The organism is Microbacterium panaciterrae, from assembly GCF_039541635.1.
Taxonomy (GTDB): Bacteria; Actinomycetota; Actinomycetes; order Actinomycetales; family Microbacteriaceae; genus Microbacterium; species Microbacterium panaciterrae.
This window is the reverse complement of sequence record NZ_BAABGP010000003.1, coordinates 483,382-502,640: the sequence shown is the minus strand read 5'-3', so window position 1 is coordinate 502,640 and position 19,259 is coordinate 483,382. Positions and strand designations below refer to the sequence as shown.

Below are 19,259 nucleotides of genomic sequence, written 5' to 3'. Positions count from 1 at the left end.
TTCAAAGCGGGCATGAATCTACTCCTCGGTTAGATCATGCCCTCCGACGATCCCAGGCCGATTCACCGTGTGCGTCCGTGAAGTAGTCGGTCGGGGTGCCACCGGTGGCGTTGGTCTGTTCCACGACAGCCCCGTTAGGGCCATAGACGTAACAGGATGTACCGTCCGAGAGCAGTTGAGGAACCTTGCCACGGGCGTCCCACGTGTACTTCGTGGTGGCGCCGCCGGTGGTCTTGGTGGTGCGCAGCCCGTCGCCGTCATACGCGTAGCTCGCGGTGACGGCTCCGGAAACGGTGGCGAGCTCGCCGGCGGCGTTGTACCCGTAGGTGGTGGCGGTGCCAGTGCCCGGGGTCTTTCCAGTGCGGTTGCCGTTGGCGTCGTATCCGTATTTGGTCGCTCCGCTCGCGGGCGTGCCGCAGGTGGGACTGGTGACCGTGGTGGTCGTTGTCCAGCAGACCTGCCCCGCGGCGTCGAAGACCTGAGTGGTGGATCCGAGGGCCGTCGGGTTGCCGGTGTTGTCGTACCCGTAGCTGGTGGTGGTCGATCCGGCGGTTGCCCCTGTGAGGTACTGGTTGGTGTTGTAGCCGTAGGTCGTCGCAGCGCCGGGTGCTCCGCTGGTCGGTGTGGTGCCGGTGAGGTTGCCGGTGTTGTCGCGGGCGTAGGTGATGGTGCCGAGCCCGGTGGCGCCCTTGGTGAGGGTGCTGGTAGTGGGCTGGTCGGCGTCGTTGTAGGCGACGGTCGCGGTGGTCCCGTTCGCGTACCCGGTCGTGGTCGGAGCGCCGTCGGCGTTGTACCCGAAATTGGTGGTGCCGTTCGTGTCGGTGATGCTGGCGAGCTGCTCAAGCGGGTTGAACGCGCGGGTCACGTGGGGCCCGCCGCCGGGGTATCCGATGCTGGTGGTATTGCCGACAGCGTCGTACCCGAAGGTGGTGGTGGCCCCGGCGCCATTGGTGGTTGCGGTGGTCTCGCCGAACACGTCGTGGCTGTAGGTGCTGGTGCCGGTGCCGTCGGTCATGCTGGTGCGTCGGCTGTCGCGGTCGTAGGTGTAGGTGACGGCGTGGGTGCTGGTGCCGCTGTAGCTGATGCCGGTGAGTTGTCCGGCGTTGTCCCAGGCCTGGGTGGCGACGGAGGTGTCGGGCATGGTGGTGGTTTTCAACCGGCCCATGCTGTCGTACGTGTATGCCGTGGTCTTGTTGTCCGGGTTGGTGGAGGTGAGCACCCGCGTCTGCGCGTCGTACGTGTACGAGGTGGCGTGGCTGGCAGCGTCCGTTGTTTTCTGGACGGTGCCGTCACCGTTGTAGGTGGTCGTTGATGCGTCGGTCGACGGTTTCTGCACCTTCACGGGCCGGTCCGCGTTGTCGTAGGTGGTGGTTGTGGTGTGGTTGTTGCCGTCGGTCGCGGTGAGCTGGTCACCGTCCGCGTCGAAGCTGGCTTTGACGGTGTGGCCGAGCGGGTCCGTGGTGACGGTGACGTGCCCGTACGCGTCGTGCTGATAGGTGGTGCAGCCCTTCGCGGGCGGGGTGCAGGTCGTGGTGACCCCTGCGGCGACACCGGAGGGCGCGACGGTGCTGGTGCGCCAGCCGTGCCCGGTGTCGTATGCGTACTTGGTGATGTTGGAGGCCGCATCGGTTTGTGTGGTGAGGTCGCCGAAAGCGTCGTAGGCGTAGGTGGTGGCGTGCTGGTTCGCGTTCGTCGTGCTGGTCGCCTCACCCGGGTGCGCGGCGTCACCGTATGCGGTGCTGGTGCCGCGCGCGTAGGAGGGGTTGAGGGTGTCGTTCGCGGACTCGGCCGGCTGTGTGCCAGTGAAGACGGTCACACTGGTGGGCTTTTCGGCGGCGTTGTAGACGGTGGCGGTCTGCAGACCGGTCGGGTCGACCGTCTTCGTGACGTTGCCTGCGGCGTCGTATTGGTAGGAGGTGGTGCGGCCGAGGCCATCGCTCGAGGAGATCTTGCGGCCGTGATCGTCGTACGCGTAGGTGAGGGTGCTGCCGTCCGGGTTGGTCTGCACGGCGACGCCGAGGGTGATCGGGTCGTACGCATACGACCAGGTCGAGGCGCCGGTGACACCCCAGCCCTTGGTCATCGAGGTGAGCAGGCCGTTCTGGTAGGTGTAGAGGTTCTTGTGACCGACCGGGTCGGTGATGAGGGTCTGGCCGGCGGTGATGCCCGTGGTCGCGTCGGGCCCGTAGGTGAACTTCGTGACGTTCCCCATCGGATCCGTCTGCGTCGTGACCCGGTCGGACGCGTCGTAGACCATTCCTGTCACGGGAGTCGGAGTGCTCGACTTCCCGTAGTTCGCCGGGGTGCGCTCCGAGCTCATCAGATGCTTGGCGTTGTACTGATACTGGCCGTGGTCCTGGTCGCCGTTCACCCCGCCGGTGCGGGTGGTCCCCACGCCGTACACGTCGGTCAGATCACCAGCGGCGCTGTAGACGTAGTCGACTTCCTGCGCGGCTGCGGTGGTCACCTTGGTGATGTGGGTGCCGGTCCAGGTGAACGTGTAGACGCGTCCGCCGGGATCCGTGACGGTGTGGAGGTTACCGGAGGCGTCGTAGGCGAGAGTGGTCGCGTAAGACGGGGACGCGGCGCGCCCGGCAGGGTCGCTGATCGCGGTCAACCGGCCGGTGGCGGTATCGAAAGTGAACTGGTCGGCCGCATGCCGGGTGAAGACGTACGAGGTGCCTGACTTGACGAGAGTGGCGTCGTACCGTGGCGCGGCGGGCGTGTACGTGCTGCCGCTGACCTTGAATGTCACCGCCGACCCGTCCTCTTGGCGGATGGTGACGGATCCGTCAGCGTTCGTGGTCGACTTCAGCCCGTACCCGAACGTCCATCCGTATCCGAACGGCCCGTTCACGACGTTCACGGATCCGATCGGTCCGGTCGCGTCGGCAAGGACCGCGCTGTAGTCACGGGTGACGTGCAGCGCCTCACCCAGCCCCGGGGTGGAGAGATCCGTCGCGGTCTCGCCGAAGTAGCCGGTGGCCGTGTCGACAGGGTCGCCTTCGGTGCGGCGCACGCACCCGCAGTTCACCCAGGCCGGGTTGGATCCTTTCGGGGCATCCTGAATCCCGGGAGGGCCACCGATCGGCTGCCCAGGGGTGCCGCCCTCGGGTACGAACGCGATCGCGTCATAGGCGACGTCGTACTCTTCCGCGGGCATGTCGGATGCGTTCGTGAGCTGGACGTTTCCGCCGTTCTGCATCGCAAACGTGCCGATCGTGACCCACTGCTCCGACTCCCAGTCCTGGTTCACCCGGATCTTCCACGGCGACGCGCTGCCACCCGGATTGATCGTGTACACGACATCCGTCGCCGTCGCACCCGATGCGGGGATGTGGATCTTCACCTTGTAGTACTGCAGGCTCGGCAGATTCGGCGTCCACGTTCCCGTGTTGATCAGGCTCGACGACGAAGACGGCTCAGTATGCGTAAAGAAGATGTGCCCGCCGAGACCCGAGCCGAGTTGATGCGTATCGATGTTCCCGACAGGGTCGCCCGAGCTGTTCGTCCCCGGTGAATAGCTGAAGCTGCCGCTGTTGGACCAGTTCATCCCCTGACAGCCCTGCAGGTTCTGCGACGGCGTCGACAGATCATCGACGATGAGCGCCCCCGACGGGAGGACAGATGTGTCTTGATTGCAGGTCGGAGGGTACTTGTCCGTGTAGGTGGGTTCGGTCGATCCTGCGGAGTCCTCATAGTTCGCGGTCGCGCAGCTGGTCGCGCAGGTGGTCACCCAGGTGGCCGGCTGGTGCCACCAGCATTCGGAGTCTGCAAGTGTGCAGTAGCCGGAGGTCACGTTGGTCGGGTCGCAATGGTTGCCGGTCGTGCTGCAGAACGTGTTCACCCCGGGGATCTGCAGCCAGGTGTTCCCACCGTGGTAATCGGGGGTGTCGTAGGCGATGTACCCGTACCGGATGATCGGTGACGCCATCCACCCCATGATGCGTTCCTCGTACGGCCAGCTCGACGGGTGCGCTGCATCCGCATACGTGCTCTGCAGATACGGCGTGCGGCTCGGGTCGTAGTCCGGATTGCGGGGATTGTTCGACCAGCCCAGACCCCACGTCCCGTCCGGGCCCGTACACGTCGGACCAGGCGTGCAACCAGACGTGTTCCCGAAGGCGGCGGTCGGCTGGATCCCGGTGTTGTACGCCCAGGTCGCGAGGAACCAGTTCTCCAGGTACTTCGGATCCCCACCATTCGCCGTGATCCCCGCCGCATACAGCTGGTTCCACGTCTGCTCCAGGATGTTCAACCCTGCCGCGATGTTCTCCTGATAGTCGACCGCGACCTTCGTCTGCCCGTGCACGGAGATCGACGTGTCCGTCGCCGCCATCCCCGTCGTCACCTGAGCAACCCCATACCCGCAATCCGCGGCCGGGTAGTTGATCGTGTCGATCGCATCGCCCGCACCGTAATAGTCCGCGATCAGCGGATCACCGGCGATACCGGGCAGGGCATGCCAGGACGCCTGATTGAAGTTCGACTCCTGCGCATCGATCGCGACCATCACCGAACGCGGAACCGACGACCACGTATCCGACGACGGATGGCTCAACGCGATCGGCGGGAAATCATCACTCGGGGCGTAAGAGACGAGCCCCATGTTCGCGAAGTTCGCCGGACGCGCATACCCGTTCGCGGCGGTCAGCAGACCCTGCTCCGCCATCTGTGTCGCCCAATCCACCTGCGCGTTACCCGGCTGCATCGCCTGCAACGTGGGCTGAAGCCTCGGAACGGAGCACGTCGGCGTGGTCGCCCCCGCAGACAACACCGGGATCGCGTGCACATTGGACGCCAGGATTGCCGGGCCTGTCGGTCCCACCTTCGTGAACACCGCGGGCTTCGCCTCTGTCGGGGCGGGCTGAGTCGGGGCTTGTTGCTTCTTCGTGTGCGGGACCTCCGGCCCCGCCCCCCGAGCGGGGCTCGGCCCTCCGGAGGCGTCGGGGCTGTTCAGCGTCGTCTGGTGAGCCTGTTTCGTGGACTGCACCTCCACCAGCGGAAGCCCCGTCGCCTGAGACGCATCGGCCTGGGTGGCCGGTGCTCCCGCAGCGCCTGGCTTGGCTGCCACGTCAGCACCGAACACCCCACCGCCATCCAGCGCCGCATTCGCCGCCCCTACCGGAAGCTGACTGGCATCCAACGCCGTCAGACCATCCTTGACCTCATCGGCGCCAGTGACGAAGTTGTGGCCGCCGGCGCCCTGAAACAGTCGGGTCGCACCGAGCTTGCCAGCGCCCACCTCGGAGACCTTCGAATCCTTCAGATGCGCGATCTTCACCGACCCATCCCCGGGATCCGTCAAAAAGTCCACGCCACCGTCCGCCGCGGCGCGCAGATCAAACGCCGAGGCACCCGCCGCAGCCACCGTATGCGTCGTCGCCGGCTTGTCCGCCGACCCCCCGTTCGGCAGCTCCACCAGCGACGAACCCGATGCGCCAACGACACGATCGCCCAAGGACACGACGCTGGTGACCTGTCCGGCAACGATCGACTGCGATGTTTGCTTCCCAGACGACAAGTCATACGCCGTCGCTACAGTCTCCATCTCGTTCGTACCGGGATTGCTGGTGAACACCGCCGTTCCGCTCAACCCGCACCCCGGAGAGTGATACTTCAGCCCGACACCGCTTCCCAGCGCCTTCACCGCACCGGACTCGAGGTTCACGGAATACGCGAAAGCACCGTGATCCCTCGCCTCGTTCCGGTTGATCAGATCCCCAGGCAGCACCGCGATCGCAGCAAACTTCCCGTCGCCGGTCACGCACTGGTAGCCGTACCACGATCCCGGGTCGAGGTTCGCGGGACGCAGCACCGCAACGTCATGCCACACGTAACCGTCGGCGCTGGACGCCGTGCGCACGTGGTATCCCGCGGCATCACCGGCCCCATCGACAGCAACATCCGAAGCCATCGACGACGACGAATCACCGGCCTGGCGAACCACGCCCGCGACACCTGGACTCGACGCCAGCACGCCGGCAACGGACGTGCCAACCTGAACCGGACCAGCCGTCACCGCCAGCAACGCAGCAAGCGTCGTCGACAGAACCCCCCTGAAAAACATGCGCACTCCGGTCATCAAAGGCACGGAGACCGCGACCTTCAGCGAAACCACACAACGCCGAGAAAGCTATGAACGAAACCTATCGAAAGACTGACTGATTCCTATGCAACCGCTGATACCTAACGTCGATCACGTGAACTATGAAATAGCTGACATTTAGCTATGCTCCCGCCAGACCCCAGCCTCGAGACCGTCGCAGAAGACGCTTGACAAAACCGAATCCACCTGGATAGCGTCCGACCTGAGCTTACGAGCCCAGCGCTCGACTGCGTCAGGAGCACCGCCGCGCGCGTCCACCCACAAAACACAGAAAATGGAGTCCGCACGTGGTTGCTATCACACGCAGAACCCTTCTTCAAATCGCGGCTGTCGGATCAACGGGACTGTTGGCGACGAATGAAAATGCCGCGTTCGGTGCGTCTGTCCCCGCTGGGCTTACATCCGTAGAACGATGGCCGGGCGCAATAGATGCATATTTGACCAGGACTCGCTTCTCTGGCTTCGGCACTCTTTTCGACATTCAGGAGGAATATCAGAATGCCGTTCCCATTTTCCCCCTCGTTCTTCCCGCCAACTGGTCCTTCCCCACGAACCTAGAGGTAGGTGCGCCAGATCCTGCGGCGCTGTGGGAGCGCGGGAGCGGGGTAGCCACCGCGTATATGATATGGCAAATCGGTATCGCAACCGATGCCTATGAAGGACATACGCGGGGAGATAGCGCCCGGAAGGACCGCTGTCTAAACATTCTCGAGGCAGCCTACGCGACGGAAGTGCGCAAGGCAGTCCTCATCGATGACGGCAACGTGTTCATCGATGGCACTAGGAAGCCTGGATCGGCCGCTAAATCCCAGAGTCCGCTTCAGGCGGCACGCGATGGAGATTTCGCTCCAATGCGCGCCTTTTTGCGTATGAACTAACCGCTCATACGGGTTACGCGACTCTATTGGTCGCCCACACACCAATGCGCGACTCGCTGCGCGTATTTCAAGAATAGACGGATGGAGATCCAGCATGGCCTACCAATCCTATGATGTTTTTGCTTATCAGTCTTCGCGGGACGACAGGTACTGGAGCACATACCGAGTGTACTCACACACCGTTCAGATGAAACTGAACGACGTCTCACCGGATTACAAGCGAACGTTCGTCGATCCGGCAATAGTGACAATTGCCCTCGTCGACAGCTCCGGCGCGCAATACGGATCGAGCGTGACATTCTATAAAGACTGGGGACTCGCCTGCGACTGGCAAACCGTAACCTGGCTGGATGGTCAGGGCATGGACCTGAGGCTCCACATCACCACGAACTTCCTCGTCAACGTCGACTGCGCCGGTTGCTATCCGGACGTGGAAAACGCCAACATCGAAATCCTGATCCAATGCGTGTGATTCTTGCGACTGTGGGCCGAACCAGAATTCACGCGCGACCTATTCTGGCCGCTATAGGAGCGACTCTTGCGCTCGTGGGTATCACAGGTTGCGCAGCAGGAACCGCCAAGGCTGACGCAACGTCCTCCGCGCAGCCGTCTGTGATCTCCACATCCCCAAACCTCATTCCGACAGCCTCCGCAACCGAGACCGACAGAGCAACCTGCGAGACCTACTCGGACATGCTGACGATCCTGCGGAACACCGACTATTCGTTCCACATCGGCGAAATCGTCCCTCAAGAGCGCACCGGTTGGTACGACCTGGCCTTTCGCGTCATAGGTCGAGCACCGTCGGCCGGTGGAGGAGCTGTCTCCGAGGCGCTGGCAAAGCTGAAACCACTCCGCCCGCCGATGGATACAGCCTCCTCGACACCAGATGCCACAAGTATCGCGTGGAACACCGCCTCACAGGCACTGGCCGATGCGTGCAAAGCTGAAGGACTTCCACACTCGTCCCAAGCGTTCGTGGGGGGCTGACCTCGTTGAAAGCGGCCACTCGGCTGCGCCATTCCCTACTTCGGCGGCCCCGGCGAGGGCCGCGTCTTGCGCGCGAACCTCGGATCTACCAGCCGAGCTCGCCGTCGTCCTCCTGGAAGGTCCCGGACGGACCGTCCGGGCCGACCATCGCCATCCGCGCCACGATCCGCGCGCTCTCGGCGGCGGGGCGCCCGGGGTGGGCGTCCGGACTCCCTCCGCCCAGCTCGGTCGCGGTGATGCCGGGCTCGACCGCGTTGATCCGCAGGCGCGGGTGCGCCTTCGCATACTGCACCGTGAGCATCGAGACAGCGGCCTTGCTGGATCCGTAGATCACCGAGACGAAGTGCGCGGCGGGGCGGGTCGCCTCGTGCGTGGCCCAGAACGAGCCGAGCGCGCTCGAGACGTTCACGATCACCGGGTTCGTCGACGCCTCCAGCAGCGGCAGCGCCGCCTCGGTGACCCGCACGATGCCGACGACGTTCGTGTCGAACACGACGAGCACGCTCGGCCCGTCCATCGCCTCCGACATCCCCTCGCCGCGCTTCGCGATCCCGGCGTTGTTGACCAGCACGTCCAGGCCGGTGCCCGCATCGCGGATCGTCTCGAGCGCGGCGGCGACGGACGCGTCGTCGGTCACGTCCAGCTGCACGAACCGCGCGCCCAGCTCCTCGGCGGCGGCGCGCCCCCGCTCGGCGTCCCGCGCGCCGAGCCACACGGTGTGCCCTTCCGCGACGAGAGCGCGGGCGGTTTCCTTGCCGAGGCCCTTGTTCGCCCCGGTGATGAGTGTCGTTGTCATGCCGGCCACGATCCTCCGGCGCGGCTCGCGCAGGCAGTCGTCCGGTTTTCGTAGGACTGCCGGTACCACGACAGCGCCGGCGGATCCGGGCAGACTGAGGGCATGGAGGCGTGGGAGTTCGGCAGCACGGTGCGCCGGTGGCGCGACCGCGTCTCACCCGACGACGTCGGCATCCCATCGGGTGTGCGTCGACGCGCCAGGGGGCTGCGCCGTGAGGAGCTCGCGGCGCTCGCCGGCATCTCGGTCGACTACGTCACCCGGCTCGAGCAGGGCAGGGCGACCGCGCCCTCGGAGCAGGTCGTGGAGGCTCTCGCCCGCGCCCTCCGCCTCGACGACGCCGAGCGCGACCGGCTCTTCCTCCTCGCCGGGCGCAGCGCCCCCGGCAGGGGCGTGGTGTCGATGCGGATCCCGCCCAGCGTGCAGCGGCTGCTCGACCGCTTCGACGGGATCCCGGTGGTCGTGTACGACGCGGCGTGGAACCTCGTCGTCGCGAACGCGCCCTACGACGCGCTCATGGGCCCCACCGCCCAGCTGCGCGGCAACGAGCGCAACGCGGTCTGGCGCAACGTCGTCGGCGGCGAGTCCCGCGCGCGGCAGAATACGCAGGAGCATGCGGAACTCGTGGCCCGGCTCATCGCCGATCTGCGCCTCACCGTCGCGCGGTATCCGGCCGATCGGCGGCTGCGACGCCTGGTCTCCGAGCTCCGCGATGCGTCGGACCGCTTCGCCGGGCTCTGGGACACCGTCTCTGATGCGGCGCCAGCCGAGCAGTCCCGGCACAAGATCATCGACCACCCCGCGGTCGGGCCGATCACGCTCGACTGCGACACCCTCGTCGTCGCCCAGGACGACCTGCGGATCATGGTCTACACCGCCGCGCCCGGATCCGACGACGCCGAACGGCTCCGGCTCGCCGTCGTGCTGGGCACGCAGGCGCTGACGGGCGGGGATCCGGCTCAGCCCCCGGCGCGCCGGTAGACCGCCTCGGGGCGACCGGGCTTGCCGTAACGGGCCGCTCGCACCGCCACCCCGAGATCGGCGAGGTGCTCGAGATACCGCCGCGCAGTGACCCGGGAGACTCCCGCGACCTCGGCGATCTCGGTGGCGGAGAGCTCTCCGTGCCGGCTCAGCGCCTGCGTGATCTCGTTCAGGGTGGTCGCCGCCAGCCCCTTCGGCAGACCGATAGCGCCGGTCTGCGGGTTGCCGCCGATCAGCGCGTCGATCTCGGCCTGACTCGCCGCCCCGGCGATCGCCCGGCTCTGCTCGTGCCGGCTCCGGTACTGCTCCATGCGCTCCCGGAACACGGCGAACGTGAACGGCTTCACCAGGTACTGCGCCACGCCCAGCGTCGCCATCCGGCGCACCGTGTCGACATCCCGCACACTCGTGACGGCGATCACATCGACCGGCACGTCGAGTGAGCGTGCCCGGCGCAGCACGTCGAGCCCGGATCCGTCGGGCATCGTGACGTCGAGCAGCACCAGGTCGATCTTCAGGCCCGGAGCGGTGAGCGCCGTGAGCGCCGCCCGCGCACCGGTGCAGGTGCCGACGGTCTCGAATCCGTCGAGCCGTGCGACGTACGCCTCGTGCAGCTCGAGGGTGAGCGGATCGTCGTCCACGAGCAGCACGCCGATCATCGCTTCCTCCGCACCGGGGTGCCGGCGGGCAGCGTCACCAGGAACGCGCTGGGCTGCGCCGAGACCGTGATGTCTCCGCCCGCCGCCCGCACGATCGACTGCACCAGAGCGAGCCCGACACCGCGCCCCGTCGCATCGGCGGGCTTGGTCGAGAAGCCGTGCTCGAAGATCTGCGGGAGCAGCGCGGGCGGCACCCCGGGACCGCTGTCCGAGACCGTGAGCCGGGCGGATCCGTCGGAGCCGGCAGCGAGGTCCACCGCCACCCAGCGGTCATCGCTTCCCGCCGCCGCATCCAGCGCGTTGTCGATGAGGTTGCCGACGACGGCGACGGCGTCGACCGGGGCGAGCGGCAGTGCGGGGGCGTCCTGCGCGATCTGCACGCGCCAGCGGATCCCGCGCTCCTTCGCCTGCGAGGACTTGCCCAGCAGCAACGCCCCGAGCACGGGATCGCCGTCGCGCAGTGTCATCTCGTCGATCACCGACTGGCTCTGCGCGGACGACTCTGCCAGCAGCGCGATCGCCTCATCCTTGCGGTCCAGCTCGAGCAGCGAGATCGCGGTGTGCAGGCGGTTGCCGTGCTCGTGGGTCTGCGCTCGCAACGCCTCGCCGAGCGTGCGCACCGACTCATAGGCCGAGACGGCGTCGCGCACCGAGCCCGCGGGAAGATCTCCGGCGATCCTGCGGGTCAGCCGGCGGGCGAACACCGCACCCGCGCCGCCCAGCGCGACCAGCACGACGGCGAAGATGAGCGCGAGCGGGAGCCGCCGCGCGATGGTCGTCGTGATGGACTCGATCGTGACGCCCGCCGACACCCAGCCGCGCAGGGTCCCCGCCCCATTTCGCACCGGTACGATCGTGCGGATCGAGGGCCCGAGGGTGCCCGCGAACTCCTCGGTGAGCTCCTTGCCGTTGCGCGGAACCGTGCCGATGTAGGGCTGGCCGATGCGGGACGGATCAGGATGCGTGAGACGGATCCGGTCGACGTCCATGACGGTGATGAAGTCGAGCTCGGCGCCGGTGCGCACCTCCTCCACGTAGTGCTGCAGCGCGCTCGTGGGGGATCCGGGCTGACCGGATTGCAGCGCATCGATGACCGCGGGCGCTTCGGCGAGGCTCCGCGCGATCGACCGGGTGATTCGCTCCGACTCCTGGCGCACGGTGAGCTGCGTCTCCCAGGCCAGGAACGCGGCGGTGACCGCGCCGATCACGAGCACGCCGGCGAGCAGCACCAGGAAGACGCGCGACGCCGCGCTGCGCGGGCGCTCCCTCGCGTTCGACCTCATCGCCGCTCCCATCCGTCCTCCAGTATGTCCGCGCGGAGCCGTCGCCGCTGCAGCGGGAGCGGTGCACGGCCGTGATCAATACGACCAGAAGTCGGCCCGCGCGGGGTGCGCTCGCCACCATGGACCCGCGGCCGACTCACCGAGGAGCGGTCGGAACACGATCTGCTCAGCGGAGGCGACGATGGCTCTCACCGAAGGTTTCACACTCCCGCGTCATGACTGGCGCCGGGGCAAGCGGTCCTGGGACCGGCACACCTGGCTCTATCTGTCGGTGCTCATCGCCGTCGTGCTGGGCGCCTTGATCGGCCTGGCCTGGCCGGAGTTCGGGCAGGCGCTCGAGCCGCTGGGCAAGGCGTTCGTCTCGCTGATCAAGATGATGATCGCGCCGATCATCTTCTGCACGATCGTGATCGGCGTCGGATCCATCGCCAAGGCGGCGACGGTCGGCAAGATCGGCGGACTCGCGCTGGTCTACTTCCTCGTGATGTCGACGGTCGCCCTCGCGATCGGACTCGTCGTCGGCAACCTGATCCACCCGGGGGAGGGGCTGCACCTTAACGCCGTCACCTACACGGCGGCGACGACGGAGGCGAAGAGCACCACCGACTTCGTGCTGGGGATCATCCCGACGACGTTCTTCAGCGCCTTCACGGGCGAGAGCGTGCTGCAGGTGCTGTTCATCGCCCTGCTGGTCGGCTTCGCGCTGCAGGGCCTGGGTGAGAAGGGCGCGCCGATCCTGGGCTTCGTCCGCCACCTGCAGGCGCTGGTGTTCCGGATCCTGGGCATGATCCTGTGGCTCGCGCCGGTCGGCGCGTTCGGTGCGATCGCCGCCGTGGTCGGCAAGACCGGGATCTCCGCGATCTGGGGGCTCGGCGTGCTGATGCTGGCGTTCTACATCACCTGCATCCTGTTCATCGCGGTCGTGCTCGGCACCGTGCTGTTCCTCGTCGCCCGCGTGAACATCTTCCGGCTCATGGCCTACCTCGGCCGCGAGTACCTGCTCATCGTCGGGACCTCGTCCTCCGAGTCGGCGCTGCCGCGCCTGATCGCGAAGATGGAGCACCTCGGGGTGTCCAAGCCGGTCGTCGGCATCACGGTGCCGACCGGCTACTCGTTCAACCTCGATGGCACCGCGATCTACCTCACGATGGCCTCGCTGTTCATCGCGACCAGCATGGGATCGCCGATGTCGATCGGCGAGCAGATTGGCCTGCTCGTGTTCATGATCATCGCGAGCAAGGGGGCGGCGGGCGTCACCGGGGCGGGCCTTGCGACTCTCGCCGGAGGCCTGCAGGCCTATCGTCCGGACCTCGTGCACGGCGTCGGCGTGATCGTCGGCATCGACCGGTTCATGTCGGAGGGCCGCGCGCTCACCAACTTCACCGGCAACGCCGTCGCGACCCTGCTCATCGGCACCTGGACGAAGCAGGTCGACCACCAGCGCGTGCGTGCGGTGCTCAGCGGATCGTTGCCGTTCGACGAGGCGACGCTCGACGGCGTCGGGCACGGCGGGGCCGGGCACGGCGGCGGCACGGAGCAGGATGCGACGGAGGCCGCGGTCGGCACGGCAGAGCTCGGCGACGCGGCGGTTGCGGAGATGGGTGCCAAGGTGCAGCGCGCGCAGCAGCGCTCGTCCGTGTCCTGACGCGGCGGTGAATTCCGGGGAGGCGGGCCGGTGCCCGCCTCCCCTGTCGTGCGCGTCGTCGGCCACGGCGCGGCGGAGGTGCGCGAGCGATCCGCGGCTAGCATGGCCACGATGAACGCCGCCGCCCCTCACTCCGTGCCCAGGATCGCCGAACGGCTGTCCCGGATGATCCAGCTCCCCACGGTCTCCGCCGAGCTGGGCGCGCGCGGGCCCGCGCCGTTCGAGGATTTCGCCGCCCTGATCGCCGAGCTGTACCCGCGGGTGCATGCCGAGCTGACGCTCGAGCGGCACACGGAGTTCGGGCTGCTGTTCCACTGGGCCGGGCGCCGCGCGGCGGCCGACGGACCTCTCGTGCTCATGGCGCACTACGACGTCGTCCCGGTGGACGAGAGCGACGCCTGGACGCATCCGCCGTTCGCCGGCGTGATCGAGGACGGATCCGTGTACGGGCGCGGCGCGCTCGACGACAAGGGCCCCCTGATCGTGATCCTCGAGGCGGCGGAGAACCTGCTCGCGGAGGGCTTCGTGCCGGCGCGCGACGTCTATCTTTCCTTCGGCGGGAACGAGGAGACCTTCGGCGCCGCCGCCATCGCGATCGCCTCCTCCCTCAAGGCACGCGGGATCGTGCCGTGGCTCGTGCTCGACGAGGGCGGCGCCGTCGTCGAGGCTCCGCTGCCGTTCGTGCCCGGCCGCGCCGCGATGATCGGCGTGGGTGAGAAGGGCGTGCTCACCCTTCGGCTGACGGCACGCGGCGACGGCGGGCACGCCTCCGCCCCACCCTCGCTCACGGCGGTGCGCCGGATCGCCCGCGCGGTCGACCGGCTCGGTCCTGGCACGTTCCGTCCGCGCACGCCGCGCGCGATCTCCCGCATGCTCGGGCAGCTCGCCGGCGGCGCGTCGGGTCCTTCCCGGCTCCCGCTGCGTGCGCTCGGCGCGCTCCCGCCGGTCACCGCGCGCGTGTTCGCGGCGCTCGGCGGGGAGGCTGCGGCGCTCGTGCGCACCACCGTCGCCGCCACGATGCAGTCCGGCGGCACGGCGGCGAACGTGCTGCCGTCCGAGGCGTCGGCGACCGTGAATCTGCGGATCGCCCTCGGCGAGACCGTGCAGACGGCCACGGCACGGGTGCGCCGGCGCATCGCGGATCCGAAGGTCTCGATCGAGGTGCTGGAGGGCAGCGATCCGTCGCCCGAATCGCCGACCGACAACGCGCCGTTCGGGTTGCTCGCCGACGCGCTCGCGGTCTCGCATCCGGGGATCCCGGCCGTCCCCTACGTGATGATGGCCGCCACGGACTCGCGGCACTTCCACCGGTTCTCGCCGGCCGTGTACCGCTTCGCGCCGCTGGAGATGTCGAACGCGCAGCGCGCCGCGATCCACGGCGTGGATGAGAGTGTCGAGATCGCCGCTCTGGAACGCGGGGAGAGGTTCCACCGCGCTCTCCTCGAACGGCTACAGTGAGCTGACCCGGCTGCGGTCGCTGAGCCTGTCGAAGCGCCCGGATGAAGAAACAAGGAGTCGCGATGACGCGCACCGCCACCCTCGGCGCCCTGGTGACGGTCGTCGGATTCCTCGCGTTCGTCGAGTTCACCAGCGGCGTGCTGCAGGGCTACTACACGCCGATGCTGACCGACATCGCACGGCACCTGGGCATCCACGACGCCGATGTGAACTGGTTCGAGGGCGCGCAGCTCATGCTCTCGGCCCTGGTCGTGCCCGCGTTCGCCAAGCTCGGCGACATGATCGGCCGCAAGCGCATGCTGCTGATCTCGACGGCGATCACCGCGGTCGCCGCGTTCGTGCTGCCGTTCACGACGACATTCGGCGTGTACCTCGTGGCCTGGGCGCTCATGGGCTTCTACGTTGTCTGGCTGCCGCTCGAGATCGCGCTGATCTGGTCGCGGGCCCGGCGCATGGAGGGCAGTTCCGCGATCACCGCGAAGGCCGCGGGCATCCTCGTCGCGGCGCTCGAGGGCGGGGCGATCCTGGGCGCGCTCGCCGGCGGTGCCCTCGTCGACGTGCTCCCGCTGACGGTGGTGCTGTGCGTGCCCGCCTTCCTCGTCGTCGTGTGCTTCTTCGTGATCCTGTTCGGGGTGAAGGAGTCGCCCGAGAAGACCGGCGGGGTCTTCGACACGACCGGCCTCGTGCTGATCTCGCTCTCGCTCATCGGGCTGACCGGCGGGCTGAGCCTGCTCCGGCTCCCGGGCGGTGTCGCGAACCCGCTGTCCTGGGCCGTGATCGTCATCGGACTCGTGCTCGTCGTGCCGTTCGTCTTCTGGGAGCTGCGCCACCAGGATCCGCTCATCGACGTGCGGATGTTCCGCAGCCCCGCGCTCGGGCCCGTCTTCCTCACCGCGGGCCTGTTCGGTGTGAGCGTGCTCGGGGCGCAGGCGCCGCTGTCGACGTTCGCGCGCACGGATCCGCAGGTCTACGGCTACGGGCTGGGCACGACCGGGTTCCAGACGTCGCTCATCATCGGGCTGTACCTGATCGCGATGATCGCGGGGGCGTTGCTGTTCCCGGTCGCGGCGCGCCTCGTCACGCCGCGCATCACGCTCATCGGCGCCTCACTGCTGGTGGCCGTCGGGTTCCTGCTGTTCCTGCCGTTCCACGGCGCCTATCTCCAGCTGATCACGAACATGATGATCGCGGGCATCGGTTCCGGCGCGCTCGTCGCCGCGCTCCCGGCGGCCGCGGCCTCGGCGGCGCCGTCGACGCAGACCGGCGTCGCGACCGGCCTCACCAACTCGGTGAAGACGGTCGGCGGCGCGATCGCGTCATGCGTGTTCGGGATCGCCCTCATGCACGCGGTGGCCGGCGGAACCGGCGCGGACACCGGCACCGCCGGATCCTTCAGCGGATACGTGACCGTGTGGATCGTCTGCGGCGTCACCGCGCTCGCCGCGGCCGTGCTGCTGCTGTTCGTGCCGAAGCAGGCATTCACCGACCGGGCCGGCGAGCCCGCCGCCGGCTGACGCGCACCGCTCCTCGTCAGCGCTGCCCGCGGGACAGCTTCGACGGCCACCACACGGCACGGCCGATGTCATGCACCAGTGCAGGGACGAGCAGCGAACGCACGACGAACGTGTCCAGCAGCACCCCGAATGCCACGATGAAGGCGAGCTGGGCGAGGAAGAGGATCGGGATCACCGCGAGCGCGGCGAACGTGCTCGCCAACACGAGCCCGGCCGAAGTGATCACTCCGCCGGTGATCGCGAGCCCTCGTCGCACGCCTTCCCGGGTGCCGTGGACCTGGGACTCCTCGCGCACCCGGGTCATCAGGAAGATGTTGTAGTCGATCCCGAGTGCGACGAGGAAGACGAAGCCGAACAACGGCACCGCCGGATCCGCGCCGGGGAAGTGGAACACGCCGTTGAACACCACGGCGGAGACGCCCATCGCCGCCCCGAAAGACAGCACGGTGGTGAGGATCAGCAGCACCGGCGCGAGGATCGCCCGCAGGAGCAGCATGAGGATCAGCATGATCACGACGAGGATCACCGGGATGATCAGGGCCCGATCGTGCAGCGAGGCGTCATTCGTGTCGATCGCGGTCGCGGTGACGCCGCCGACGAGAGCACCCGTCCTGTGCAGCTCGGCGCGGAGCCGTCGGACGGTGTCTTCCGCGGCGGGCGAATCCGCGGTGGCCACGAGCGTGCCCTGCAGCAGCACGTCGCCGTCCACGACGGTGGGCTCGGGCACTGCCGTTCCCGGCGGACCCACCGCCGTGATGCCGTCCGCGGTCACGGTCGCGGTGCCGCTGGGGGAGTCCTTCGCCGTGACCGTGACACCGTCGATGCCGTGATCGGCGAGCAACACGTCCGCCGCATCGCGCAACGAGTCCTTCGCGACGACGACCTGGACGGGGCTGCCGGATCCGCCGGGGAAGTGCTCGCTCAGCGCCTTCTGGCCGTCTCGCGCTGCGGAGGTGCCGAGCACGAGATCGGACTGGGGCACGCCGGAGGCGTCCAGCTGCAGCACGCCCGCCGTCCCGATCGCGAGGACGATCGTGGTCGCGATCCAGATCACGCGCGAGCGACGACGGATGAGCCCGGCCAGGCGAGCCCACACGCCGCTGGTCGGCATGCGAGTGGTTCCGGGCACGGCCTCGGGGTCGAAGACGGGCCGGCGCGGCCAGAACGCCGCACGCCCGAACGCCATCAGCAGCGCGGGGAGCAGCGTGAGGGCGGAGAGCATCGCGAACGCGATCCCGATCGCGGCCACCGGGCCGAGCGCGCTGTTCGACTTCAGGTCGCTGAGCAGCAGGCAGAGCAGGCCGGCGATGACCGTGCCGCCCGAGGCGAGGATCGGCTCGACGGAGCCCTTCCACGCGGCCAGCACGGCGGCACTGCGGTCGTGTTCGCTGCGCAGGGCCTCTCGGAACCGGGAGACGAACAGGAGCGCGTAGTCGGTGGCGGCGCCGATCACGAGGATGAACAGGATCCCCTGGGTCTGGCCGCTGAGCAGCAGCACACCCCATTTCGCCAGCCACCACACGAGAAGAAGGGCCGTGCAGAGCGCGAACAGGCTGGTCGCGAGCACGACGATCGGCAGCAGCAGTGATCGGTAGACCAGCACCAGGATGATGAGCACCGCCGCCAGTGTCACCCCGAGCAGGATGCCGTCGATGCCGGCGAAGCCTGCGACGAGGTCGGCGCTGAAGCCGGCGGGCCCGGTCACGAACACTTTCACGCCGTTCGGGGCGTTCGCCTGCAGATCGGCACGGATCTCGCTGACCACACCGGCGATGTCTGCGCTGGTTCGAATCGGGATGAACGCCTGGATCGCCTTACCGTCCTCCGACACGAGCGCGGGGGAGACGTCGTCGCCGACACCGGCGATGTCGGCCGTGCTCTTCACCGCGTTCGACAGTGCGGTGCGCTCGGAGTCTGTGAGTTTCACGGTCGAGGTGGCGACGATGATCGCCGGGATCTCGTCCGAGCCGGCGAACCGGGTCTGCAGCTCCTGAACCCGGGTGGCGTCGGCGGACGAGGGAAGGTAGGCGGTGCGGTCGTTGGAGGAGACCTCGTCGACCTTCCCGAAGAGCGGACCGCCGAGGGAGGCCGCGACGAGCCAGCCCAGGATGATCAGTGCGGGCAGGGCGATCCGCAGGAGGCGGGCGGCGCGGCGCGGGCGGCGCGGGCGTGCGGTGTGCGGCGAGGCGGTCATGGGGATCCTTCCGTCTTCGGCAGGATAGTCCGGATTAGCTAGCTTGGCAAGTAATCATCTTAGCTTGAAAAATAGCCAGGTGTAGTGTGGCGGAATGGTGGATGGGCGTGAGGAGGCGGACGAGCCGGTCGCCGTGATCCGGGTCGGCGCCACGACGCGAGACGGCGTGGAGGCGAGCGCGGTCTACGACATCGAGGCGAGTGACCCCACGGGCATGCTCCTCGACCGAGGCGACGTCGACGAGAACGGGATCCGTCAGATCACCGAGGTGATGACGGCGCTCGGTGAGCTGCGCGATGCCGAGCAGCGCCTCGCCGAGGCGTCCCGTCGGTACATGAGGCTCAACGAAACCGACATGCGGGCGCTGCACTACCTCATCGTGTGCGCGAACAGGGGCGCAGTGGCGACGCCGGGCGGGATCGCCCAGCATCTGGGCATCTCGACGGCGTCGACCACCAAGCTGCTCGACCGGCTGGAGAGCGCAGGGCACGTCGTCCGCGCCGCGCACCCCTCCGACCGGCGCGCGCTCGCGATCTCGATCACGCCGGAGACGCAGCGCGCGGCGATGGAGACGGTCGGGCGCCAGCAGGCGCGTCGGTTCCATTCCGCGGCGCGCCTGACGGAGGCCGAGCGCGACGTCGTCATCCGGTTCCTGCGCGACATGTCCCAGGAACTGGGCCTCGACGGCGTCGATTGGGCGGGAGGGATCCACGGCGAGCGCTGAGCCCGGGACGGGCCCGGGCCCAGCGCTGGAA

11 protein-coding genes are annotated in these 19,259 nt (G+C 68.0%); 6 read left to right on the top strand and 5 right to left on the bottom strand.

Features of this window, described 5'->3' with window-relative positions:
• Window positions 1-34 precede the first annotated feature (34 nt).
• Complete coding sequence (locus tag ABD882_RS02350) at window positions 35-5,917, bottom strand: golvesin C-terminal-like domain-containing protein (RefSeq protein WP_345183926.1); 5,883 nt, start codon at window positions 5,915-5,917, stop codon at window positions 35-37.
• A gap of 1,257 nt (window positions 5,918-7,174) precedes the next feature.
• Here ABD882_RS02350 and ABD882_RS02345 point away from each other — a divergent pair.
• Window positions 7,175-7,459, top strand: a complete 285-nt coding sequence (locus tag ABD882_RS02345) for a hypothetical protein (protein ID WP_345183924.1) — start codon at window positions 7,175-7,177, stop codon at window positions 7,457-7,459.
• 603 nt (window positions 7,460-8,062) lie between these two features.
• On the opposite strand, the gene ABD882_RS02340 is transcribed toward ABD882_RS02345, so the two are convergent.
• Window positions 8,063-8,773, bottom strand: coding sequence for an SDR family NAD(P)-dependent oxidoreductase (locus ABD882_RS02340; protein ID WP_345183922.1), 711 nt, complete (start codon window positions 8,771-8,773; stop codon window positions 8,063-8,065).
• Window positions 8,774-8,875: 102 nt separating this feature from the next.
• Between ABD882_RS02340 and ABD882_RS02335 the strand changes: the two genes are divergently transcribed.
• Window positions 8,876-9,751, top strand: a complete 876-nt coding sequence (locus ABD882_RS02335) for a helix-turn-helix transcriptional regulator (protein ID WP_345183921.1) — start codon at window positions 8,876-8,878, stop codon at window positions 9,749-9,751.
• Here the strand turns inward: ABD882_RS02335 and ABD882_RS02330 are convergent.
• Both ABD882_RS02330 and ABD882_RS02325 read right to left on the bottom strand, forming a co-directional pair.
• On the bottom strand, window positions 9,730-10,410 hold the full coding sequence (locus ABD882_RS02330) for a response regulator (RefSeq protein WP_345183919.1): 681 nt from the start codon (window positions 10,408-10,410) through the stop codon (window positions 9,730-9,732). The genes ABD882_RS02335 and ABD882_RS02330 overlap by 22 nt on opposite strands.
• A complete protein-coding gene (locus ABD882_RS02325) occupies window positions 10,407-11,693 on the bottom strand; it encodes an ATP-binding protein (protein ID WP_345183917.1) in 1,287 nt (428 codons plus the stop codon). The genes ABD882_RS02330 and ABD882_RS02325 overlap by 4 nt, the downstream gene beginning before the upstream one ends.
• Before the next feature lie 181 nt (window positions 11,694-11,874).
• On the opposite strand from ABD882_RS02325, the gene ABD882_RS02320 reads away from it, so the two are divergent.
• The 3 genes from ABD882_RS02320 (at window position 11,875) to ABD882_RS02310 (ending at window position 16,310) form a co-directional block, all read left to right on the top strand.
• On the top strand, window positions 11,875-13,338 hold the full coding sequence (locus ABD882_RS02320; protein WP_345183914.1) for a cation:dicarboxylate symporter family transporter: 1,464 nt from the start codon (window positions 11,875-11,877) through the stop codon (window positions 13,336-13,338).
• 30 nt (window positions 13,339-13,368) lie between these two features.
• Entirely contained in the window at window positions 13,369-14,796 is a 1,428-nt protein-coding gene (locus ABD882_RS02315; RefSeq protein ID WP_345183912.1) for a M20/M25/M40 family metallo-hydrolase, read from the top strand.
• A gap of 62 nt (window positions 14,797-14,858) precedes the next feature.
• Complete coding sequence (locus tag ABD882_RS02310) at window positions 14,859-16,310, top strand: MFS transporter (protein WP_345183910.1); 1,452 nt, start codon at window positions 14,859-14,861, stop codon at window positions 16,308-16,310.
• 16 nt (window positions 16,311-16,326) lie between these two features.
• On the opposite strand, the gene ABD882_RS02305 is transcribed toward ABD882_RS02310, so the two are convergent.
• Window positions 16,327-18,504, bottom strand: a complete 2,178-nt coding sequence (locus tag ABD882_RS02305) for an MMPL family transporter (protein WP_345183909.1) — start codon at window positions 18,502-18,504, stop codon at window positions 16,327-16,329.
• 94 nt (window positions 18,505-18,598) lie between these two features.
• On the opposite strand from ABD882_RS02305, the gene ABD882_RS02300 reads away from it, so the two are divergent.
• The gene (locus ABD882_RS02300) at window positions 18,599-19,228 is read left to right on the top strand and encodes a MarR family winged helix-turn-helix transcriptional regulator (RefSeq protein WP_345183907.1); all 630 of its coding nucleotides are present in this window, start codon (window positions 18,599-18,601) and stop codon (window positions 19,226-19,228) included.
• Window positions 19,229-19,259: the final 31 nt, after the last annotated feature.

What these genes read in the sequence shown, in the direction of transcription:
- ABD882_RS02300 (WP_345183907.1), top strand. Translation starts at nt 18,599, where the DNA reads ATGGTGGATGGGCGTGAGGAGGCGGACGAGCCGGTCGCCGTGATCCGG.
- ABD882_RS02330 (WP_345183919.1), bottom strand. Translation starts at nt 10,410, where the DNA reads ATGATCGGCGTGCTGCTCGTGGACGACGATCCGCTCACCCTCGAGCTG.
- ABD882_RS02335 (WP_345183921.1), top strand. Translation starts at nt 8,876, where the DNA reads ATGGAGGCGTGGGAGTTCGGCAGCACGGTGCGCCGGTGGCGCGACCGC.
- ABD882_RS02340 (WP_345183922.1), bottom strand. Translation starts at nt 8,773, where the DNA reads ATGACAACGACACTCATCACCGGGGCGAACAAGGGCCTCGGCAAGGAA.
- ABD882_RS02350 (WP_345183926.1), bottom strand. Translation starts at nt 5,917, where the DNA reads ATGGCTTCGGATGTTGCTGTCGATGGGGCCGGTGATGCCGCGGGATAC.
- ABD882_RS02320 (WP_345183914.1), top strand. Translation starts at nt 11,875, where the DNA reads ATGGCTCTCACCGAAGGTTTCACACTCCCGCGTCATGACTGGCGCCGG.
- ABD882_RS02310 (WP_345183910.1), top strand. Translation starts at nt 14,859, where the DNA reads ATGACGCGCACCGCCACCCTCGGCGCCCTGGTGACGGTCGTCGGATTC.
- ABD882_RS02345 (WP_345183924.1), top strand. Translation starts at nt 7,175, where the DNA reads ATGAAACTGAACGACGTCTCACCGGATTACAAGCGAACGTTCGTCGAT.
- ABD882_RS02325 (WP_345183917.1), bottom strand. Translation starts at nt 11,693, where the DNA reads ATGAGGTCGAACGCGAGGGAGCGCCCGCGCAGCGCGGCGTCGCGCGTC.
- ABD882_RS02305 (WP_345183909.1), bottom strand. Translation starts at nt 18,504, where the DNA reads ATGACCGCCTCGCCGCACACCGCACGCCCGCGCCGCCCGCGCCGCGCC.